This is a genomic window from Streptomyces sp. NPDC058464 (assembly GCF_042721035.1).
Lineage (GTDB): Bacteria > Actinomycetota > Actinomycetes > Streptomycetales > Streptomycetaceae > Streptomyces.
Genome location: NZ_JBHXMA010000004.1, coordinates 219,318 through 237,784 on the forward strand (window position 1 = coordinate 219,318; position 18,467 = coordinate 237,784).

Here is an 18,467-nt window from a genome sequence, read left to right on the forward strand (position 1 = left end):
CGGACGGGAGTCAGGGGAACCATGAGCATGATGGGATCGCTGCGCGGCGCGGCCGAGCAGGCCCAGAACATCGCCGGTCCACTGACGGTCGGCATGAGCCACCGGTACTCGGTGCTGATCGACAACGTCGCCTACCACTTCGGCGACTGGTCCAGGGTGACGGGCCTGTCGGTGTCCTGGCAACAGGTCGAGCACCGGGTCGGAGACAGCGGCAACCAGGTCTGGCTCTTCCCCGGAGCCACCAGGTACGAGCCGATCACGCTCAGCCGGGCGGCCGGGCCCTACTCGCGAGTCGTGCAGCACTGGCTGACGCAGACCTCGAAGAACCCGCAGCCGCAGAGCGGCACGATCCAGCTCGTCGACTTCGCCGGGATCCCGATGGTCCAGTGGCGCCTGAGCGAGTTCTTCCCCATCGCCTGGTCCGTCGATTCCTTCGACGCGGCCGGTGCCAAGCCCGCGGTCGAGACGCTCAGGCTCGCCCACACCGGCTTTCTCGAGGACGACCTGAACTCCTCGGCGCTGTCCCCGACTTCGCCGATGATCTCGCCGTTCTGACCACCAGGACCAACGCACCAGAAAGGCATCCCGTCAGTGAGCATCGCGTCCTTCGCCTCCGCAGCCGGGCAGGGCGGCGGCCGACTCGGCCTCCCCCTCGCCCAGGCCGGCGGCACAGCCGCGTCCACCGCGGCCTCGGCGGCGCGCAGCGCGGCCGCCGACAGCGCGTTCCGGTACTACGGCCTGTCCATGCGCTTCACCGTCGCCTTCTCCAACGGCGACGGTATCGACCGACTCGGTGAATGGTCCTCGTGCAAGGGCCTGAAGGTCGACTTCCGGACCGAGACGATCAAGGTCGGCGGTGACTACAGCGGCGAGGTGAAGCTGCCCGCCCAGGTGTCCTACTCCCCGGTCGTCCTGGAAAGGGCGATGGAGAGGCAGCCGTCACAGGCGTTGCAGGGCTGGCTCGGCAAGCTGGTCACGACCTGGATGAACTGCGACGAGAAGAGCGCCAGGGCGCCGAAGGGGACCGTGGACATCGCCCTCCAGGACGTGCACCAGAACGTCGTCGCCTCCTGGAGCTTGCGCAACGCGTACCCGGTGTCGTGGAGCGGCCCCGTCCTGGACGCGAAGCAGAACGCGGTCGCGATCGAGACGCTGACCCTCGAACACGAGGGCTTCCTGCCGGCCTCCGCCGCCGTCCACACATAGGAGCCGGACTCATGAGCGTCACCCCCGAGATGGTGCAGAAGCAGCGCGCGGCCATGGCCGCGCGGCGCATCCCACGGGCCCCGGCACCCCCGCTGGCCCCGGACGGCAACGCCAAACTCGGCCCGGCGAAGTCCACCGCCGCCGCCGACTACGTCGAGTTCGACTTCAACCCGGCGACCATCGTGATCTCGCACTCGGCGCCGGTGGCACCGACCGCCGGTCTGCAGAAGAAGGGCGAGAAACCCGCCGGGATCTCCGACCCGAGGGCGAAGGTCGAACTGTCCGCCATATCCGTCGAGGAGGTCGAGAAGGCGAAGGGCACCACGAGCATCAACCTGCGCTCGCTGACCTTCGACGGCACGAACGTGGCGCGCACCTGCCTGCGCCTGCTCACCTGGTCCCACTTCGTGGACAGCAGAGACAAGACGTCCACGCAGCGGAGCGAGCTGCCCCGGCTGAAGTTCATCTGGGGCTCTCAGGTCTACCTCGTCCACCTCAACCAGGTGACGGTCACGTACACCCGGTTCAGTCCGTCCGGGACGCCCGTACGGGCCACCGTCGACCTGACGCTCCATTCGATCCCCGACATCCCGGGGCCGACCAATCCGAGCTCGGGCGGCCTCGCGGGGCGCCGCACCCACCTGCTCTCCGGTGCCGAGTCCCTGCCCGAACTCGCCACGCGGTGCTACGGCGGGCCGGAGCACTGGCGGGAGATCGCCGCGGCGAACCGGTTCGACGACCCGCTGCGCGTGCGGCCCGGGACGCGCGTGTACCTGCCGAGCACGCAGGAGAGTGAGCGATGACCGTGTCGTCGGACCTCGGCGCCACCGTGTGGCCGACGGTACTGGTCGGCGCCGGTCCGGGCCGGGAGCTGTCCGGCGCCGCCGCGAGGTCCCTGGTGCGTACCGAGGTCAGCACCCACCTGCTGCTGCCGTCGATGTTCGCGCTCAGCTTCGCGGACCTCACCGGTGCCGCGCTGGACCAGGCCGGTCTCCGGATCGGGACGCGCATCGAGGTGCGCGTCGGGTCCGGGCCGGGCGGCCGACTGGTCGTCGGCGAGGTCACCGCGATCGAGGGGTACTACCAGGGCACGGTGGGGCGGACCGTGGTACGCGGTTACGACCTGTGCCACCGGCTGCAACGGGCGCGCAGGACAAGGTCGTTCGACGATGCGACCGACTCGGACATCGCCCGGCGGATCGCCGAGGAGGCGGGACTGCCGGTCGGCAGGATCTCCGGGACGCAGACCGTCCACGAGCACCTGCTGCAGTGCAACCAGAGCGACTGGGAGTTCCTGGCCCAACGGGCACGCGAGATCGGCTTTGAATTCGGCATGTCCGAGGGGGACTTCTACTTCCGGAAGGCCTCCACGCTCGCAGACTCCCACAAAGGTCTGCCGGAGCTGGCCATACCCGGCCCGCTGCTGCGCTTCGAACCGCGCGTCACAGCGGGGAACCTGGCCCCCGAGGTCGAGGTGCGGGTCTGGGACCCGCTGCGGGCGACGCTCTCCGCCGCGCCCTCGGCACCGGCGCCCTCCGCCACCGCCCCCACCGAGCGCCCGCGGGGCCTGACCGAGGTCACGGCGCTCTTCAGCGCGGCCGCCGAAGGTCCGCTGGGCGCCGTCGCGGCGGGCGGGCAGGGCCTGGAGCCCGGGGACGGCCTCGGGGGCGGGGAGGGCCTCGGCCCCCCACCGAGCCCGACCGCCCATGTCGTGGGCACCTTGCCGGTCGCGGACGTCGAGGCCGCGTCCGCGGCTCTGGCCGCGTCCGTCGGCGGGACCTTCGCCGAGGCGGAGGGGGACGCGATGGGCGACCCCGCGATCCGCGCCGGCGCCTCCGTCAAGGTCTCCGGAATTCCCGGACACTTTCCCGCCGTCTGGCTGGTCACCCGTGCCCGGCACGTGTTCGACCTGGCGGAGAACGGCTACCACACCGAGTTCGCCGCGGGCGGCGCGCACGACCGCTCCCTGCTCGGCCTGACCGCGGCCGACGGCACCGACCCGGTGCGGATCCCCGGTCTCGTCTGCGCCATCGTCGACGACATCGGCGGCGACCACGCCCGGGTGCGGCTGACGCTGCCGTGGTTGTCCCCGGACGTGCGCACCGACTGGGCCCCGGTCGTGCAGTTCGGCGCCGGCCGGCGCAGCGGCGCGATGTTCCTGCCCGAGGTCGGCGACGAGGTCCTGGTCGGGTTCGAGTTCGGCGATCCGCGCCGTCCCTACGTGCTCGGCGGCCTCGTCACCGAGCACAGCGCCTACAGCCTCGGCGGCAGCGCCGTCCGGCAGGGGCCGGGCGGCGCGGACTCGTCGGTCGCGCGCCGCGGGTTCGTCTCGGCCTCGGGCAACCGGCTGGTGTTCCAGGACGAGATGGGCGAGGGGCCGAAGCCGGAGCAGTCGCGGATCGCGCTGGGCACCGGCGACGGCGGGCTGGGGCTCGGCGTCGACGTGGTACGGGGGGCGGTGGAGCTCACCTGCGCGCCCACCGACCCGGCGGGGCAGCTCACCATCAGGTGCGGCCGGGCCGGGACCGTCAACATAGTGACCGGCGAGGGCGGAACGGTGACCATCGACGGCGGGAACTCGCTGACCCTGAAGTCCGCCGGCTCGCTCACCATCCAGAGTCAGGGCACCGTCTCCCTCTCCGGCGCGTCCGTCTCGCTGGGCGGATGAGGGACGGCGATGACCGACTTCACCGGCACCGGCTGGTCGTTCCCGTTCGGCTTCGAACCCACTGGGGCGCCGACCATGGTTTCCGGGACCGCCAAACTGGAGCAGTCGATGCGGCTGATCCTGGAGACCTATCCCGGAGAGCGCCCGATGCGGCCGCGGTTCGGCAGCACCCTGCGGGACTACATCTTCGACGGGGCCGGCGTCCACAAGGCCTCCGAGATAGCCGACGTGGTCAAGGACGCGATCGAGCAGTGGGAGCCACGCGTCGACGTGGCCGAGGTGGACGTGTACCCCGACGAGGAGCAGCCGGGCCTGCTCTACATCGACATCCGCTACGTCGTGCCCGGCACCAACAGCCCGCGCAACCTCGTCTTCCCCTTCTACACCATCCCCGAGCACGAAGAAGGCGAGTACTGATGCCCCTGCCGGCCCCCGATCTCGACGACCGCCGGTTCCAGGACCTCGTCTACGAGGCCAAACACCTGGTGATGCAGCGCTGCCCGGAGTGGACCGACCACAACGTCTCCGACCCGGGCATCACCCTGATCGAGACCTTCGCCCATATGACCGACCAGCTGCTCTTCCGGCTCAACCAGGTGCCCGACCGGCTTTATGTCACCTTCCTGAACCTGATCGGCCTGCGCATCCTCCCGCCCACCCCGGCGCGCGTACCCGTCACCTTCTGGCTCTCCAGTCCCGCACGCGCGCGGCTGACGATCGCCGCGGGCACCCGCGTGGGGACCCTTCGTACGGCCACCACCGAGTCGGTCGTCTTCACCACCCGGGCGGACCTGGCCGTCGTGCCCTGTTCGCTCGCCAGGATCAGGACCGCGGTCGAATCGGAGTCCGAGGGCGGACAGACCGGCACGGCCACCGAGGACGGCCGGCCGGCCGGGACCGCGGACCGCTCCCGGCTGCTCTCGGACGGCAGGCCGTTCCCCGCGTTCCGCCGACGCCCCGGGATCGGGGACGCGCTGATGATCGGTCTCACCGACCCGGTGCCCGGGTGCGCGATCCGACTGGGATTCCGCGGCCGGGTCGAGGGGGTGGGGGTCAATCCGAAACACGCCCCGCTGATCTGGGAGGCATGGACGGGCGACGGCTGGACGGAGTGCGAGACGGGGCTCGACGAGACCGGGGGCCTGAACACCTCGGGCGCGATCGTGCTGCACGTGCCGACCGCGCATCGGGCGAGCGTGGTCGACGGCGACCGCGCCGGGTGGATCAGGGCCCGGGTCACCGAGCCCGAGGAGGGACAACCCCCGTACACGGACTCGCCCGTGGTCGACGGACTGACCGTCTGCACGATCGGCGGCACGGTCGAGGCCATGCACGCCGAACCGGTCGCTCTCGAGAAGCTGGACCGGGCGGAGGGCGTGCCCGGGCAGCAGTTCCCGCTCCGGCACTCTCCGGTGCTGGCCGGTTACGGCCCGCCGGTCGTGGAGACCAGCTCACCGGACGGCTGGCTGGAGTGGACCGAGGTCGAGCACTTCGCGGACAGCCGGCCGGAGGACCGGCACTTCGCCCTGGACGCGGTCTCGGGACTCGTCCTGTTCGGCCCGGCGGTACGCGAGACCGATGGGAGCCTGCGCCGGTACGGTGCCGTACCCGAGAAGGGCGCCGAGGTGCGCATCCGCGGGTACGCGACCGGAGGCGGCGCCCGTGGGAACGTCGCGGCCGGGTCGGTCTGCCGGCTCAAGTCCTCGGTCCCGGCGGTCTCCGCCGTGGAGAACCGGCGCCCGGCTCATGGCGGGGTGGACGGGGAGACCCTCGGCGAGGCGAAGGACCGCGGGCCGCTGCTGCTGCGTACCCGCAGCCGCGCGGTGACGGCGGAGGACTACGAGATCCTGACCCGCGAGGCGGCGCCGGAGATCGCCCGGGTGCGCTGCGTGCCGACCGGCGAGGACCCCGCCGAGGCCGGGGGAGTCCGGGTGCTGGTTGTCCCGGCCGCGGCCATGCAGGACGGCCGGATCCTGTTCGAGAACCTCGTCCCGCCGGAGCCGACGCTGCGCCGGATCGCCGAACGGCTCGACCGCGCGCGGGTCGTGGGCACCCGCGTCATGCTCGAACCGCCGCTCTACCGCGGCGTCACCGTGGTCGCCCGGCTGGTGGCCCGACCACGGGTGAACGCCGAGCGGGTGCGCGAGGACTCGCTCGAAGCCCTCCACCGCTATCTCAATCCGCTGCCCGGCGGCGGGCCCGAGGGTGCCGGCTGGCCGTTCGGCCGTCCGGTGCAGGCCGGCGAGATCTTCGGCCGACTGCAACAGATACCCGGGGTCGAACTGGTCGAGGACGTACGGCTGTTCTCCGCCGACCCGGTCACCGGCGTGCGCGGCAAGGAGGCCCGCCGGATCGATCTCGACGCCAACAGCCTGGTGTTCTCGTACGAGCACCAGGTCAGAGTGGAGGCACACTGATGCGCGCGGCCGTGGTGGGGCTGGACACGCCGTATCCGATCGGCACGCTGCTGCCCGCGGTCTTCCAGGAGGACCCGGTGGCGATGCGGTGGACCGGAGCCCTGGACGAGGTGCTCGCCCCGGCCGTCTCGACCCTGGACTGTCTGGCGGCCTATACCGACCCGATGCTCGCGCCCGGCGACTTCGTGCGGTGGCTCGCCGGCTGGCTGGGCACGGTCCTGGACGAGAACTGGCCTCTCGACCGGCAGCGGGCGGCCGTGGCGCACTCCGTGCTGCTCCACCGGCTGCGAGGCACCGCCGAAGGTCTGCGCACGCTGGTCGAGCTGGTGACCGGCGGGGAGGTGGAACTCGCCGAGAGCGGCGGGGTCAGCTGGTCGACGGTTCCGAACACCCCGCTACCCGGCGAGGCGGTGCCCCGGCTGTCCGTCCGGGTGACGCTGCCGAGGAGCGCGTCGGTGGACGTCACCGCGCTGGAGGAACTGATCGCCGCCGAGAAACCCGCGCATGTCCCGCACGGGCTGGAGGTCGTGGAGAGATGATCGTTTGTCGTAAGTGCGGGTTCCGCAACGGGGAGGACGACGCCTTCTGCGGCTCCTGCGGCGGTTTCCTCGAATGGACGGGGGAGAAACAGACGTCGCAGGTCGCGCAGGAGGTGGTCCAGGAGATCGAGCAGGAGCAGACGGCCTCCGAACCGCGGGTCGGCGTGCTCCAGCGCGTGCTCCAGGGGGCGAACACCTTCATCGCCGGGCCCAGGCCGGAAGCCTCCGAGGCCACCGTGGGGGAGCAGCAGGCACCGCCGGCCGGGCCACGACCCCCTGCGGGGGCGCCTTCCCCGCGTCCCGGCGCGCCCGCGGCGCCGCGTCCCGGAGCCGGCGCGCCCCCGCCTCCCCCGCCGCCGAGGCCGAGGGCGGGCGCGACCACGCCTCCGCCGCCCGCCCCGCCGGCTCCGGCAAGGAAGAGTGCGGCCGTCGCTCCTCCACCCCCGCCCCAACCGTCGGCCCGGAGGGCTTCTGCCGCGCCGCCTCCGCCGCCCCCACCGCCGGCCCGGAGGGCCTCTGCCGCGCCCCCGCCCCCTCCGCCCCCGCCGCCGCCCCCGCCGTCGGCCCGGAGAGCCTCTGCCCCGCCGCCTCCGCCGCCCCCACCGTCGGCGGCTCGGACGGGCACGGCTACGCCCCCTCCGCCTCCTCCGTCTCCGCCCCGGAGGAGCGCGGCCGCTGCTCCATCACCTGCGCAGACACCCCGGCCGCCGGCACCCGCGGCCCGGCGGAATGACGCCGCGGCCCTGGTCGCGCCCGTCGAGCACCCCGAGTCCGCGTCCGCCCCCGGGGCCGACGCGCCGGATGCGCGGCCCACCGGTCCGGCGTCCACCGGAGTCGACACCGCCCCGGTACGGTCGCCCGGGGAGATCCGCGAACAGGCGCCGCAGATCGCGCGGGCTCGGGCGGTCGCAGTGACGAGGACCGCGCCGACCCGTCGGCTGCACCCGGGCGACCTGGTGTGCGGGGCGTGCGGCGAGGGCAATCCGAGCACTCGCAGCTTCTGCAGCCGGTGCGGCGCCTCGCTGGTCGAGGCGGTGAAGGTCAGGCAACCGTGGTGGCGAAGGTTCGTGCCCAGGCGCGGACCACGCGTCGTCCAGCTCGCGCAGGCCGCGGGCGGCGGCCAGGCGGACGGCACGTCGGCCGCGCACCTCGCGCGACCCGGCTTCGATCCGAAGTCGGCGCTCCGGCAGATCTACCGCAAGGGCCGCATCGTCGTCGCGGTGGCGCTGCTCTTCGGCGGCATGCTCTACGGCACGTACCCGCCGTTCCGCGACACGGTCGACAGCAGGGCGCGGAGCCTGAAGGCCAGGGTCACCGGGGCGGTCGCCCACGACCTCTCGCCGATCCACGCCGTCAGCGTGACGGCGAACGCGTCGCAGCACGGACATCCCGCGCTGAACGCCGCGGACGAACTGCTCGACACGTGCTGGCTGGCACCCTGGTCGACCTCGGCCGAACCGGCCCTCACCTTCAAGTTCGCACACCGCGTGACGCTGATGAAGATCATCCTGCACTCGGGCGCGAGCACCGCCTACGTCCGGGACGGCAGGCCCAGCCAACTGCGGCTGACGTACTCCAACGGCGAGTCCTTCACGATCGTCCCGAAGGACACCTCGCAGGAGCAGGAGTTCTCCATCCGCCACGCGGAACTCGTCAGCAGCGTGCGGATAGAGGTCGGCGCGGTGTATCCGGGCAGCAGCGGGTCCACCGTCGCCGTCTCCGAGATCGAGCTGTTCGGCTTCACGACCTGACAGGGCACGACACGGCACAGGAGGACGCGTGGCGGATTTCGTCATCAGAACCGGGGACCTGCTCGAAGTGACCATCCCGGTGCCCACGGTGGTACCGGCACTGGCGGCGCCGCTGCCACTGACCGGTTCGAGCTCGAACGTGACCGTCGGCGGAACGCCCGTCTGCCTCCAGGGAGACGAACTGCCGATGGTGCTGCGCGCGCCGCTGGCGTACACGGCACCGCCCTTCACCCAGCCCGGCACGGGCAAGCTGGTACTCACCCTGCTGCCGGAGAACCTGACGCGGAAAACCACCAACGGCGGCAAGCCGATCCTGATCAGGGGCGGCACGTTCACGGCCGTGTTCACGGTGGAGACGCCCGCCACTCAGCCGCCTCCGACCGCCCTGCCCGACCCGCTGCTGGCGAAGCCGGGCACCGCGCGGTTCATCACCACCAACATCTCGGTGACCGCGGGCTGAGGGCGCGGGCAGCACGGCCGGTCCGGCGAGGCAGGACAGGCGTACGCGCCGCGACCGCGGCGCTACGGCTCGTCTCCCGGCCGGGGCGCGGCCCGGCGGGACTCGGTGATCGTGCGCCGCTCCCAGCGCCGCACGGTTCCCGCGGCCCCGGCCGGTGCCGGGCCGGACGGGGCTGAACCGGCCGTCGCCGCGGCCTCGCCGGTCGGGCCGGGGGCGGGCAACCGGGCCGCGCCGAGCACGATCCCGCGGGCCGGCGGCGCGAGGTCGGTCACCATCGGCGGCACCACGGGCGCTACCAGTTCCAGTACGAGATGCGCGCGCGGCGCGATCCCGAGGCCCGGCCACAGGCCCTGCGTCGAGCGCCCCGGCTCGTCGCCCCCGCAGCGCACGAAGGACGGGAGCCCGGCCTCGGCCAGGGCTCCCGTCAGATGGTCGTCCGGGAGGGTGTCGGTGTTCGTGCAGGCGTCGATCAGCAGGCCGAGCAGGTCGTGCTCCTCGATCGCCCGCCGGGACGCCTCCTCGGACGCCTCCTGGCCGGCGCCCGCCGCACCGGACCACACTGTGACCGTGTAGGAGATCCGGTAGTGGCGAACCGCGGGCTGCCTGCCCACCAGCCGCCCGTCGGCGTCGCGAACCTCCGACCATCCGGAGGGCGGCAGGTCCTGCCCGCCCCTGCGGACGTCGCTGAGGAACAGGCTGACGAAAGGAGCGCCGGACACCGGCCGCTCCCAGTCGGCGCGCGGCGCGTCGAACCTGACGCCGGTACCCGGCGGCAGAACGCTCTCCAGCCAGTTGGCGAGTGAGAGGTCCGCGTCCCGCAGCGTGCTCATCGGTCTCCTCGTGTGCCGCTCCGGCTGTCGGTCACGCGGACTCAGGCCCGGAAGACGTCTCCGATGTCCCGCGTCCGAGTCCGGGTGACGTTCTCCGTCTGCCGGCCGAGTCCGTACTCCGGGGTGCGGGCCCCCTTCGGCAGATCCATGAAGTGGCCGATCCGCCACTTACCGTCCTCTGCCTGGAACCCGATGTACGTGGTGGCCCGTTCCGGGCTCACGATGGCGTGCCATGTGCCGCGCAGAACGGTGTCGTTCTCCTTGATGCGCATGGCGTTCTCCAGGGCGTTGTCCACGGTGTTCTCCATGGAGATCCCGCTCCATCTGGTGAACGAGTCCCGGTGGATGTCGCGCGCCTGCCATGTCCGTTTCCCGGGGTTCCAGTCTCCCCAGACCTGGATTCCTCCGAAGTCCAGTGCGACGTACACGAGATGGGACTCCGCAGGGCCGTCCAGCCTGCTCCGGGTGCGGTCCGTCGTCGTCACCCGGTGGCCGTTGACCTCGTCGGGAACCACGCCGGGGTGCGCCGTCCGGTCGACCGGAAGCGGCGGCGGGCTCTTCTTCCAGGACTGCTTCAACACGAAGCCGAGGGGCAGTTGGGCGAGGTTGATGGCGGTCAGCTTGCCGGCGAGCTCGTCTCCGGAGAAGAACTCCGCAGGTGTGATCTCGCAGTGTTTGACCACCACGCCCACGATCGGCTGGACGATCATGCGCTGCAGGACATGGGCGAGATCGCCCGGGTCGATCGGCCCGTCCTCGCCCTCCTCCTCGGCCGACCCCGGAGAGTAGAGGAACCCGAGAATCTCCGTGGGGGTGCTCAGGGAGGCCAACTCGTCGGCCACCCCCTTCGCGAATTCCGTGGCCTTCTCGCCGATCGCCTTGTTCAGCGGGGGTTCGAGCTTTTCCCGGACCCAGTCGGCGCCGTTTTCATAGCAACCTTCGACCTTCGTCCAGAACGCCTTCTCGCCGCCCTCCTGCGGCAGCGGAAGCTTCCCCTGACTCCTTGCCTCCTCGATCTTCTTCCCGGCCAGCTCCGCGCGCTGGTCGAGGACCTTTCCGACAACGTCCTTGACGAAGTCGGCGACCGGGTCGAACACCGCCATGACCAGCTCGCCCGCCCCGGGGGGAGCGGCGAGCAGTCCCCCGGCGACCGCCACCTGCAGTGTGCCGAGGAAGATGTCGAGCGCCACCTTCTGGTTGTCCTGCAGCCTCTTGAACAACATGTCAGGATTTTCGTTGTACGCCGTGAAGAGACTGCCCTTCACGTCCACCCGCTTGAACTTGGCGGCCCCCGCCTTCACCGCTGCCTCGGTAGCCAGCTTGTTGCTCACGATGTTGAAAAGGTCGGCGACCCGCAGGAAGAATCCCGAGAGGTTGGTCTCTTCGAGGACCGTCCCGACGACGCTCGTACCGGCTCCCGCCAGCGTCTGGAGACCCTCAAGGCTCTGGGCGGTGAAACTGTTCGCATATATATAGGCGTCGAGCATTTTCGTGTCGATCGTGAGCGTCATGCCCTTGTAGGCGGCGGCCGTCGCCATGGACTTGCGCGCCATGTCGGGGAAATACCCGGCGATGACCTGGTGGGCCTCACGCATGGCCTTGAGGATCTTCTTTTCGTCGGCGTCAAGAGCATCCTCGACGGCGGTGCGGGCCTTGTCGAGCGCGAGGTCGTACTTCTCGAACGTCGGCTTCAGCCGTCGCAGTTCGCCTTCCCCTGTCACGGACAGGCCCCCGGTGTTCAGGGCACCCTTGACGAATTCGAGTTCCTTGAACTTGTCGACCTCGGCCAGGATGCTGTCGATGGCATTGACCTGCTGGGGGATGCCGTCGATGAGGACACCGATCGAATCGCAGAGCTCGCGAGCCTTCTTCCGCAGGTTCTCGCCGGTGTAGTCGTCCTTGGCTCTGCGGATTCGCTTGTCGAACAGCTCGGCGACCTCCAACTGCGCCTGCTCCGCCGCCTTCTTGCTCACCTCGACCGCGATCTGACCGGTGAGCTGCTCGGAGATCCGGCTGGCATGCGTGTCGAGCATGATCGCGGCGCACTTCTTGCTGAGTACGTCCCAGATCTTGGGGTGGATGACCAGTCCCTGGCTCTTGTCCTGCAGTTGGACGACCCGCTCGCCGAGTGTCGCGATGTCGTCCTTGAGGACCTCCTGGTCGATCAGTCTGTCGAGCGCACCGATCGTGCGCTCGAAGCTCTCGACCATATTCTCCCGGTCGGTCAGGGGTTTCTTCCGGCCTTCGATCGCGCCGTCGAACGGCATAATGCACACTCCTTGGAACAGCTGGGGAATTCATCGCCGGATCCGGCGCCGTGCGTCACGCCTGATGGGAAAGGACCAGCTCCAGCAGCTCGCTCAGCTCTTCCGCGCTCAAGTCCTCGGGCGCCGCGAGCAGTTCTTCGAGCTGCGCTTTCTGTGCGTCGGCCATCAACTGCGTGACAGTCCCGAAGAACATCTCTCCGGCCTGGCTGCTCAGGATCTCCTCGGCCTCTTCGGCCGTGAGTTCAGCCTCCGGGTCGAAGACCCGCGCGTCCAGCCCGTCCGCTACGGCCTCCAGGATGGCCACCTTCTGGGCATGCGGTGCGGGCTCCTCGACCACCGCCTCGGCCGGTTCTGGCTGGGCCGGTTCTGGCTGGGCCGCAAGCAGGCCCTCCTGCGCCAGCAACTGCTCGTACTCGTCGTGCCAGACGGCCGCGTCCCGGGAGGCGCCGAACACCCACCGCCCGTCGACGGCCTTCATGAAGTGGTCGCCGTAGGGTTCGATGATCTCCGCGTGCCCATAGGCGGCGTCGGTCGCGTTCTGCTCGTACTGGTCGTACCGGACCTGCAGGACCTGCCAGTCGGCCGAGTCCGGCCCCGAGGCGTAGAGCCAGTGGAACTCATGCGTTCCCGGGAGCTTGGCGTACTTGTAGTACTGAGTGCCCTCGACGGGCTCCGCGGGATCGAAGTCCGGATTCGGCTGCGGCTGGGCCTGCTCGTTCTGGACCCGCCACTGCTCGACGACGCCCCCGAAGGTGTCGACGAACATCTCCAGTTCGCTCTGCCCGGCGTCCTCCCGCAGCGAGGAGTGGAACAGGCCCTCGGTGTCCGGGTCCGCCCATTCGGCGAGACATTCGGCGACCCAGCTGTCCTCCTGCTCGAACCACGCACGGTCCTGGTAGAAGACCAGCGGCACCAGGACCTCGTTGAGCCAGTCGACGTCACCGCGTTTCGCGCCGTTCGCCAGCTGGACCGGGCTCTCCGCCTCCTCCTCCGGGACGGCCTGCGCGGGAGCCAGGAGCGCCTTGAACATCGGCATCAAAGGGATTGTCTGCTGCAAAGAATCCTCCTGGGGAGATCGCTCGTGCGCGTTCGCGGCGAGCCTTCATGCCGTCAGTTCCGTGGTCCGCAGGACCTCGTTGGTACCGAGGAAGTTCGCGGTCCAGGGCTGTCCGCCGAGCACATAGCCGAGCGTCGCGGCGTGCATCGCCTCGACGGGCGCGATCGTGGCGGCGGCGGTCACGGCCGGCCCGACGCCCGCCAGGCTGCCGGCCGCGGCCATGTGGGTCTGCGCCGCCTGGTACTCCAGGTCCTGCACCGCGGACACGACCTCGTCCACGTTCGACGCCGCTTTGATCCGGTCCAGCAACCGTGTGTGGCCCGAGAGCGGGACCCCGGTGACGACCGGCTTGCGCGCCTCGCGCAGGATCGCGTTCCAGGTCGCGGCGTGCTGGGTGTGATGGGCCGCCGCGGTCCGTACGAACGCCGCGAGCGCGGGTACCTCCGGGCCGAGCCGCCCGGCGCGCAGCACCGCGTCGACCGCCCGGTAGGCGCTCACCGCCTGGTTCTCCAGCGCGGCGGCCAGGGCCACGGTCCGCAGGTCTCCGGAGTACGGCGACGACGCGTGCCGGCCGCTGCCGCCCCCGTCCATCGCGAGGCCCACCCCGATCCCCGCGGCGCCCAGGACGACACCCCCGGCCCCCAGGATCAGGGACCGGCGGGACGGCGCCCTCTTCGTGTTCTCCGCGCCGGGTGGTGCCTCCTCCGCGACGAGTGCCTCCTGCCCCGGGTCGGGGGGCTGCTGCCCCGGGTCGGGGGGCTGCGCGCCGTCCACGTCGGGCACATGCTCGGTGCCGGTCACCGCACCGCTCCTTCGTTGATCGCGGACGCGGCCGTGGTGGGATAGACGGCGTGCGGAACGCCGACCGTGCCCGCCGCCGCCGGGACTGCTCGCGCCGTGGCCCCCCGCGCGTGCGCCGCCGTGGTGCCGTTCTCCGGCAGCATCCGGAGGATCAGCAGCTCCGCACCGTGCTGCGCCTCGACCGAGGCGACGTTCACGAACAGCGAGCGCAGGCCACCGCGCTCGGCCAGGCTCGCGTAGCGGGTGCAGGTCCCCGCGTTGTTGCCTTCGAGTTCGGTGAGCAGGCTGACCAGGGTGTCCGGATCGGTCATGGCGGCCAGCCGCCGGCGCACCGTCGTGGCGTACAGGGGGTCCGCGGCATGCTGCGGGGCCCCGCCGGCCCTGACCACCGCCTGGTTGAACGCCCGCGCGTGCGCCAGGTGGTGAGCCCGGTTGCGGGTCACCAGAGCCCGCAGCCGAGCGCTTCCCCGGACCACGAAGGGCAGTTCGGCCGCGGTCGAGTAGGACTGGACGGCGAGGTTCTCCAAGGACGCGGCGGTCTGCAGCACCAGCACGTCCAGCGGGGGCACCGGCGGGGCCATCGCGGCAGACGACCCGGTGGGCGGGCTGTCGGGCGACCCGCTCGGTGATCCGGTCACTGGGAGCCTCCACCGGTCGCACCGCCGCCGGAAGCCGGCGGCGTGGGGGCGGGCAGGGTCCTGATCGACTCCGAGTAGGTGGCCGTGACCTTGTTGTCGCTGTCGTGGGGGTCGGTGGAGGTGACCGTCACGGTGAAGGTCGCCGTCCCGTCGGTGAGATCGTCGATCTCTCCGCTCATCGTTCCGGTGGAGGTGTCGAAACTGTCGCAGTCGAGGCCGGATTCGTCGCACACCGCGGGGCTGACGTCGTACGAGTACGTGCCGGCGCCGTAGCCGCCGCTCGGGCTGCCGACGGTCACGTCGAAGTCCGTCAGCGGGGTACCGCCGGTCTGGGTGTGCGTGCTCCTGTTGAACTGCACGGTCAGCGCCGGCACGGCGGCCTTCACGTGCACCGTCGTGGTCACGGACTCGTCCAGGGCGTCCTTGACCGTGACCTGCCCCGTGTAGTCGGTCGCGGCACAGCTGACCGTCACGGTTCCGGTGGGCGGTCCGTCCGTGGCGGCGGGGTTCGCGCACGTCCCGTCCGGGGTTCCGGTGACCTCACCCGTCGACGCGTCGATCGACATCCATGCCGATCCCGGGCCGGGGACCAGGGTGAACCTGTAAGGCGCCAGACCGTCGGCCGGCTGGACGGTTCTGCCCTGGAAGCGCGTCCCGACCGTACCGTTCCACGGGTCCGGGGTCTGTACGGTCAGGGGGTTGACGACGGTGATGGAGATGCTGGTCTTCGCGGTCACCGTGTAGTCCGTGGTATCGCTCACCGTGACCGTGAACTGGTACGTCCCGGCGCTGGCGGGCGACCGCACGGTGCCGGTGACCGCCCCGGTGGTGGAGTCGAGCCCGAGGCCGTCCGGCAGCGCTCCCTCGGTCACCGACCAACTCCGCTTGCCGGAGCCGCCGGTCACGTTGGTCGGCGCGAATCCCTTGTACGGGAATCCCAGGGCCGCCTCCGGAATCGTCGAGGGCTCCTGGAAGCCCAGCGGCAGCACGACCGTCAGCGACAGACCCGACTTGGTGTCCGTCTGGGGCGTGGGACCCGAGTCGGTCACGGTGACATCGAGCGTGACATCGCCGGTCGACTCCGGTGTACCGCTGATGACACCGGTGACGGGGTCCAGGCTCAGGCCGTCCGGCAGCGGGGTGTCCTTGGACAGGGCCCAGGTGTACGGGGCCGTGCCGCCGACCGCCTTGAGGGTCTGCGCGTACGGTTTCCCGGTCAGCGCGTGGGGCAGCGGTGAGGTCGTGATGATCCCCAGCGAGGCCACCACCGTCAACGTCAGGGTCTTGGTGGTGGTCAGCGGGGGCTTGCTCGAATCCGTCGCCTGCACACTGAACGGGAAGCTGCCCGTCGCCTGCGGCCGGCCGGTGATCGAGCCGTTCGACCCGAGCGTGAGATCGTCCGGCAGCGTACCCATCAGCGTCCACACGTACGGCGCGGTGCCGCCCGCCGCGGTCAGCTGCGCCCCGTAGTCCTTGCCGAACGTCGCCTGGGGCAGGCTCGACGTCGTGGCGGCGAACCCGGACACCACCTCCAAGGTGAACGTCTGGGACTTGGTGTGGGCGGGCATGGCGGAGTCGGTGACGTACACGGTGAACGTCGAGGAGCCGGCTGCCTGCGGTGTTCCGCCGATCACACCGGTCTTCGGGTTGAGCGTCAGCCCCGCGGGCGCCGAACGGGGCGCACGGGAGATCGACCACGTGTACGGCTCGACGCCGCCGGAGGCGCTCAGCGGCTGCGAGTACAGCGCCTTGGTGACCCCGTCCGGCAGGGACAGGGTGCCGATCCCCAGCGGGTTGGAGACCGTCAGGGACAGTGCCTGGGTGGCCGACTGGTTCGGCCTGGCCGAATCCGTGACCTGGACGGTGAAGTCGAAGACGCCGGCCGTGGTCGGGGTACCGGTGATCGCCCCGGAGCCCGGGTCCAGGCGCAGCCCGTTCGGGAGCACCCCCTTGCCCGCGGCGAGCGCCCATCGGTAGGGGGCGGTGCCGCCGATCGCCTCAAGTGTCTGCGAGTACGGGCTGCGCGTGGTCCCTCCGGGCAGCGTGGAACTGTTCACGGCCAGCGAGTTGCGGACGGTCACCTTGAACGTCCTGGTGGCGAACTGGGCGGGCGGCCCGGCATCCGTCACCCGCACGGTGAACGTGCTCGTCCCGGCCATGGCCGGGGTTCCGGTGACGGCTCCCGTCTGGGGCGAGAGCGAGAGGCCCATCGGGAGCGCCCCGGACTTGACCTGCCAGGTGTACGAGCCGGTGCCGCCGGTGGCGCCGAAGGACTCGGAGTAGGGCTTGCCGCGCGCCGCCTGGGACAGCGAGGTGCTGGTGACCGACACCGGGCTCACCACGTTGACGGTCACGGAACCGGTCAGGATCGCCGGGCTCGTGGGGCTCGGACTCGCGGTGCCCGCCGTCGGATCGGGCGTCGCGCCGGCGGCGGACGGGGACCCGGACGTGGCGGCGTCGGGGGAGTGCGTACTGGCGGCGGGGGACGCCGTGTCGGTGGCGCCGGTCGCGGTGATGATCGCCGTGCCCGGGTTGTGCGCGGTCACCACGCCGCTCGACGAGACCGTGGCGACATGCGGGGCGGACGAGGTCCACACGAGCTTGGGGTGTGCGCCGGTGCCGCCGGAGAAGTCGCCGGTCGCCGGGACGGTCGCCCCCGTGACGACGGTCGGCGAGGCCAGCTTGACGGTCAGCACGGTGGGCGGCGCGGGCTTGGCGGCTTTGGCGGCCTTGGTGGGCTTGCCGCTCGCCATGGCCTTGGCCGCGGCCGACTTCGCGGCGCCGGCCGCGTCCTGCGCGTCGGCGGCCGCCGACGCGGCGGAGTGCGCGACGGGCTGGAGCACGGTCATCCACAGCGCGAACAGCAGGCCACAGGCCACCACCGTGATCCCGAGCACCGGCAGCAGCCATTCGGGCAGCGTCTGCTTCTCCAGCATCACGCCCTCGGCCCTCGCGGCCTCGCCCCGCTCCGGCAACGCGGAGACCTCGAACGGCAGCGTGCGGTTGGGCCCCTTCAGGAACGTCTTGCGGGGCACGGCCTTCAGGCGTACGAAGGTCGCCGTGCCCGGTCTGGCCACGAACAGGGCGGGCTTCGTCCTGAAGCCCAGCTTGACCTCTGGGTCGAGCGCCTCGACCCGCACCTGCTCCGGCCGGTTGCCGCGGTTCTCCACGACAAGCTTGAAGCGCGCCGAACGCCGTCCCGTCGAGCTCTTGGGCACCAACTGTGCGCTGAGGTCGCCGAACTCCCCGACCCTGACGGTGCCTTCTTCGATGCACGAGCCCGCGGAGTCCTCGGTCGACATCGCGCGCAGCCCGAACCGGACCTCGCCCGGGGCCTGGGAGGCCGTGCGCGGCGGCCGGAAGCGGACCCGGACCTGCTCGACCGCGCCCGGCAGGAGATTGGCCTGCGCGGGTTCGACGTCGGTCCACTCGGCGGCCTCGCCGAGCACGTCGAGCAGGATCCGGTCGACCACCATCCCCGTGTTCTCCACGCGTAGGACGCACACGGCTTCCTCGCCCGGCACGACCTCGACCGCGTCGTTGTCGTCCGCGAAGACGACGGAAACTCCCATCGGCCCGGTCCCCCCTTCCTCGTTCCTCGTCCACGTTCCTCGGGAATCGCGCTGCCGGCCGTTCTGCGCACCCCGGGCCGTTCGGAGGAGAGCGCGCGTCAGTACGGCACGCGGCGCGAAGCGTCCCGGCGTGCCGGAACAGAGTGGCATCGGGCGTGGCCCGGCGCCTGCGTGAACGTGCAGCAAAAAGCGCAGCCTGGACGCGAGCGCCGGCTGCTCGCGGAGAGCGCGGTACTGCCGCTCTCCGCGACACCCGGTGCG

The 18,467-nt window shown here is 71.3% G+C and carries 15 protein-coding genes; 9 read left to right on the plus strand and 6 right to left on the minus strand.

Annotated elements, in window-relative coordinates; translation table 11 throughout:
- Nucleotides 1–21 precede the first annotated feature (21 nt).
- The 9 genes from ACFWPQ_RS08035 (at nucleotide 22) to ACFWPQ_RS08075 (ending at nucleotide 9,041) form a co-directional block, all read left to right on the plus strand.
- Nucleotides 22–555: a phage tail protein gene (locus ACFWPQ_RS08035; RefSeq protein WP_384031099.1), complete on the plus strand. Its 534-nt coding sequence runs from the start codon at nucleotides 22–24 to the stop codon at nucleotides 553–555.
- A gap of 36 nt (nucleotides 556–591) precedes the next feature.
- Complete coding sequence (locus tag ACFWPQ_RS08040) at nucleotides 592–1,206, plus strand: phage tail protein (protein ID WP_384031101.1); 615 nt, start codon at nucleotides 592–594, stop codon at nucleotides 1,204–1,206.
- An 11-nt stretch (nucleotides 1,207–1,217) separates the two neighbouring features.
- Nucleotides 1,218–2,009 carry a hypothetical protein gene (locus ACFWPQ_RS08045; protein ID WP_384031103.1) on the plus strand — a complete coding sequence of 264 codons (792 nt, stop codon included), beginning with the start codon at nucleotides 1,218–1,220 and terminating at the stop codon, nucleotides 2,007–2,009.
- On the plus strand, nucleotides 2,006–3,874 hold the full coding sequence (locus ACFWPQ_RS08050; RefSeq protein ID WP_384031105.1) for a phage baseplate assembly protein V: 1,869 nt from the start codon (nucleotides 2,006–2,008) through the stop codon (nucleotides 3,872–3,874). Before ACFWPQ_RS08045 ends, ACFWPQ_RS08050 begins: the two co-directional genes overlap by 4 nt.
- 9 nt (nucleotides 3,875–3,883) lie before the next feature.
- A complete protein-coding gene (locus ACFWPQ_RS08055) occupies nucleotides 3,884–4,291 on the plus strand; it encodes a GPW/gp25 family protein (RefSeq protein WP_384031107.1) in 408 nt (135 codons plus the stop codon).
- Nucleotides 4,291–6,291, plus strand: coding sequence for a putative baseplate assembly protein (locus ACFWPQ_RS08060; RefSeq protein ID WP_384031109.1), 2,001 nt, complete (start codon nucleotides 4,291–4,293; stop codon nucleotides 6,289–6,291). Before ACFWPQ_RS08055 ends, ACFWPQ_RS08060 begins: the two co-directional genes overlap by 1 nt.
- Nucleotides 6,291–6,830, plus strand: coding sequence for a phage tail protein (locus tag ACFWPQ_RS08065; protein ID WP_384031111.1), 540 nt, complete (start codon nucleotides 6,291–6,293; stop codon nucleotides 6,828–6,830). The genes ACFWPQ_RS08060 and ACFWPQ_RS08065 overlap by 1 nt, the downstream gene beginning before the upstream one ends.
- 1,067 nt (nucleotides 6,831–7,897) lie before the next feature.
- Nucleotides 7,898–8,581, plus strand: coding sequence for a discoidin domain-containing protein (locus ACFWPQ_RS08070; protein ID WP_384031113.1), 684 nt, complete (start codon nucleotides 7,898–7,900; stop codon nucleotides 8,579–8,581).
- A 28-nt stretch (nucleotides 8,582–8,609) separates the two neighbouring features.
- Nucleotides 8,610–9,041: a hypothetical protein gene (locus ACFWPQ_RS08075; protein ID WP_384031115.1), complete on the plus strand. Its 432-nt coding sequence runs from the start codon at nucleotides 8,610–8,612 to the stop codon at nucleotides 9,039–9,041.
- A 62-nt stretch (nucleotides 9,042–9,103) separates the two neighbouring features.
- On the opposite strand, the gene ACFWPQ_RS08080 is transcribed toward ACFWPQ_RS08075, so the two are convergent.
- From ACFWPQ_RS08080 to ACFWPQ_RS08105, 6 genes are all read right to left on the minus strand, one after another.
- Nucleotides 9,104–9,871: a Pvc16 family protein gene (locus ACFWPQ_RS08080; RefSeq protein ID WP_384031117.1), complete on the minus strand. Its 768-nt coding sequence runs from the start codon at nucleotides 9,869–9,871 to the stop codon at nucleotides 9,104–9,106.
- A 41-nt stretch (nucleotides 9,872–9,912) separates the two neighbouring features.
- On the minus strand, nucleotides 9,913–12,138 hold the full coding sequence (locus tag ACFWPQ_RS08085) for a hypothetical protein (protein WP_384031119.1): 2,226 nt from the start codon (nucleotides 12,136–12,138) through the stop codon (nucleotides 9,913–9,915).
- Nucleotides 12,139–12,193: 55 nt separating this feature from the next.
- Nucleotides 12,194–13,174 (minus strand): hypothetical protein, encoded by a 981-nt coding sequence (locus ACFWPQ_RS08090; protein ID WP_384031121.1) that lies wholly within the window; start codon nucleotides 13,172–13,174, stop codon nucleotides 12,194–12,196.
- Between the two features lie 66 nt (nucleotides 13,175–13,240).
- The gene (locus ACFWPQ_RS08095) at nucleotides 13,241–13,996 is read right to left on the minus strand and encodes a ferritin-like domain-containing protein (protein WP_384031122.1); all 756 of its coding nucleotides are present in this window, start codon (nucleotides 13,994–13,996) and stop codon (nucleotides 13,241–13,243) included.
- Nucleotides 13,993–14,634 carry a ferritin-like domain-containing protein gene (locus ACFWPQ_RS08100; protein ID WP_384031124.1) on the minus strand — a complete coding sequence of 214 codons (642 nt, stop codon included), beginning with the start codon at nucleotides 14,632–14,634 and terminating at the stop codon, nucleotides 13,993–13,995. The genes ACFWPQ_RS08095 and ACFWPQ_RS08100 overlap by 4 nt, the downstream gene beginning before the upstream one ends.
- Complete coding sequence (locus ACFWPQ_RS08105) at nucleotides 14,631–18,206, minus strand: putative Ig domain-containing protein (protein ID WP_384031126.1); 3,576 nt, start codon at nucleotides 18,204–18,206, stop codon at nucleotides 14,631–14,633. The genes ACFWPQ_RS08100 and ACFWPQ_RS08105 overlap by 4 nt, the downstream gene beginning before the upstream one ends.
- Between the last annotated feature and the right edge of the window lie 261 nt (nucleotides 18,207–18,467).

Excerpts from the sequence above, each read along its gene's own strand:
- ACFWPQ_RS08035 (WP_384031099.1), top strand. The coding sequence starts at position 22 with ATGAGCATGATGGGATCGCTGCGCGGCGCGGCCGAGCAGGCCCAGAAC.
- ACFWPQ_RS08045 (WP_384031103.1), top strand. The coding sequence starts at position 1,218 with ATGAGCGTCACCCCCGAGATGGTGCAGAAGCAGCGCGCGGCCATGGCC.
- ACFWPQ_RS08050 (WP_384031105.1), top strand. The coding sequence starts at position 2,006 with ATGACCGTGTCGTCGGACCTCGGCGCCACCGTGTGGCCGACGGTACTG.
- ACFWPQ_RS08055 (WP_384031107.1), top strand. The coding sequence starts at position 3,884 with ATGACCGACTTCACCGGCACCGGCTGGTCGTTCCCGTTCGGCTTCGAA.
- ACFWPQ_RS08060 (WP_384031109.1), top strand. The coding sequence starts at position 4,291 with ATGCCCCTGCCGGCCCCCGATCTCGACGACCGCCGGTTCCAGGACCTC.
- ACFWPQ_RS08065 (WP_384031111.1), top strand. The coding sequence starts at position 6,291 with ATGCGCGCGGCCGTGGTGGGGCTGGACACGCCGTATCCGATCGGCACG.
- ACFWPQ_RS08080 (WP_384031117.1), bottom strand. The coding sequence starts at position 9,871 with ATGAGCACGCTGCGGGACGCGGACCTCTCACTCGCCAACTGGCTGGAG.
- ACFWPQ_RS08085 (WP_384031119.1), bottom strand. The coding sequence starts at position 12,138 with ATGCCGTTCGACGGCGCGATCGAAGGCCGGAAGAAACCCCTGACCGAC.
- ACFWPQ_RS08090 (WP_384031121.1), bottom strand. The coding sequence starts at position 13,174 with ATGCCGATGTTCAAGGCGCTCCTGGCTCCCGCGCAGGCCGTCCCGGAG.
- ACFWPQ_RS08105 (WP_384031126.1), bottom strand. The coding sequence starts at position 18,206 with ATGGGAGTTTCCGTCGTCTTCGCGGACGACAACGACGCGGTCGAGGTC.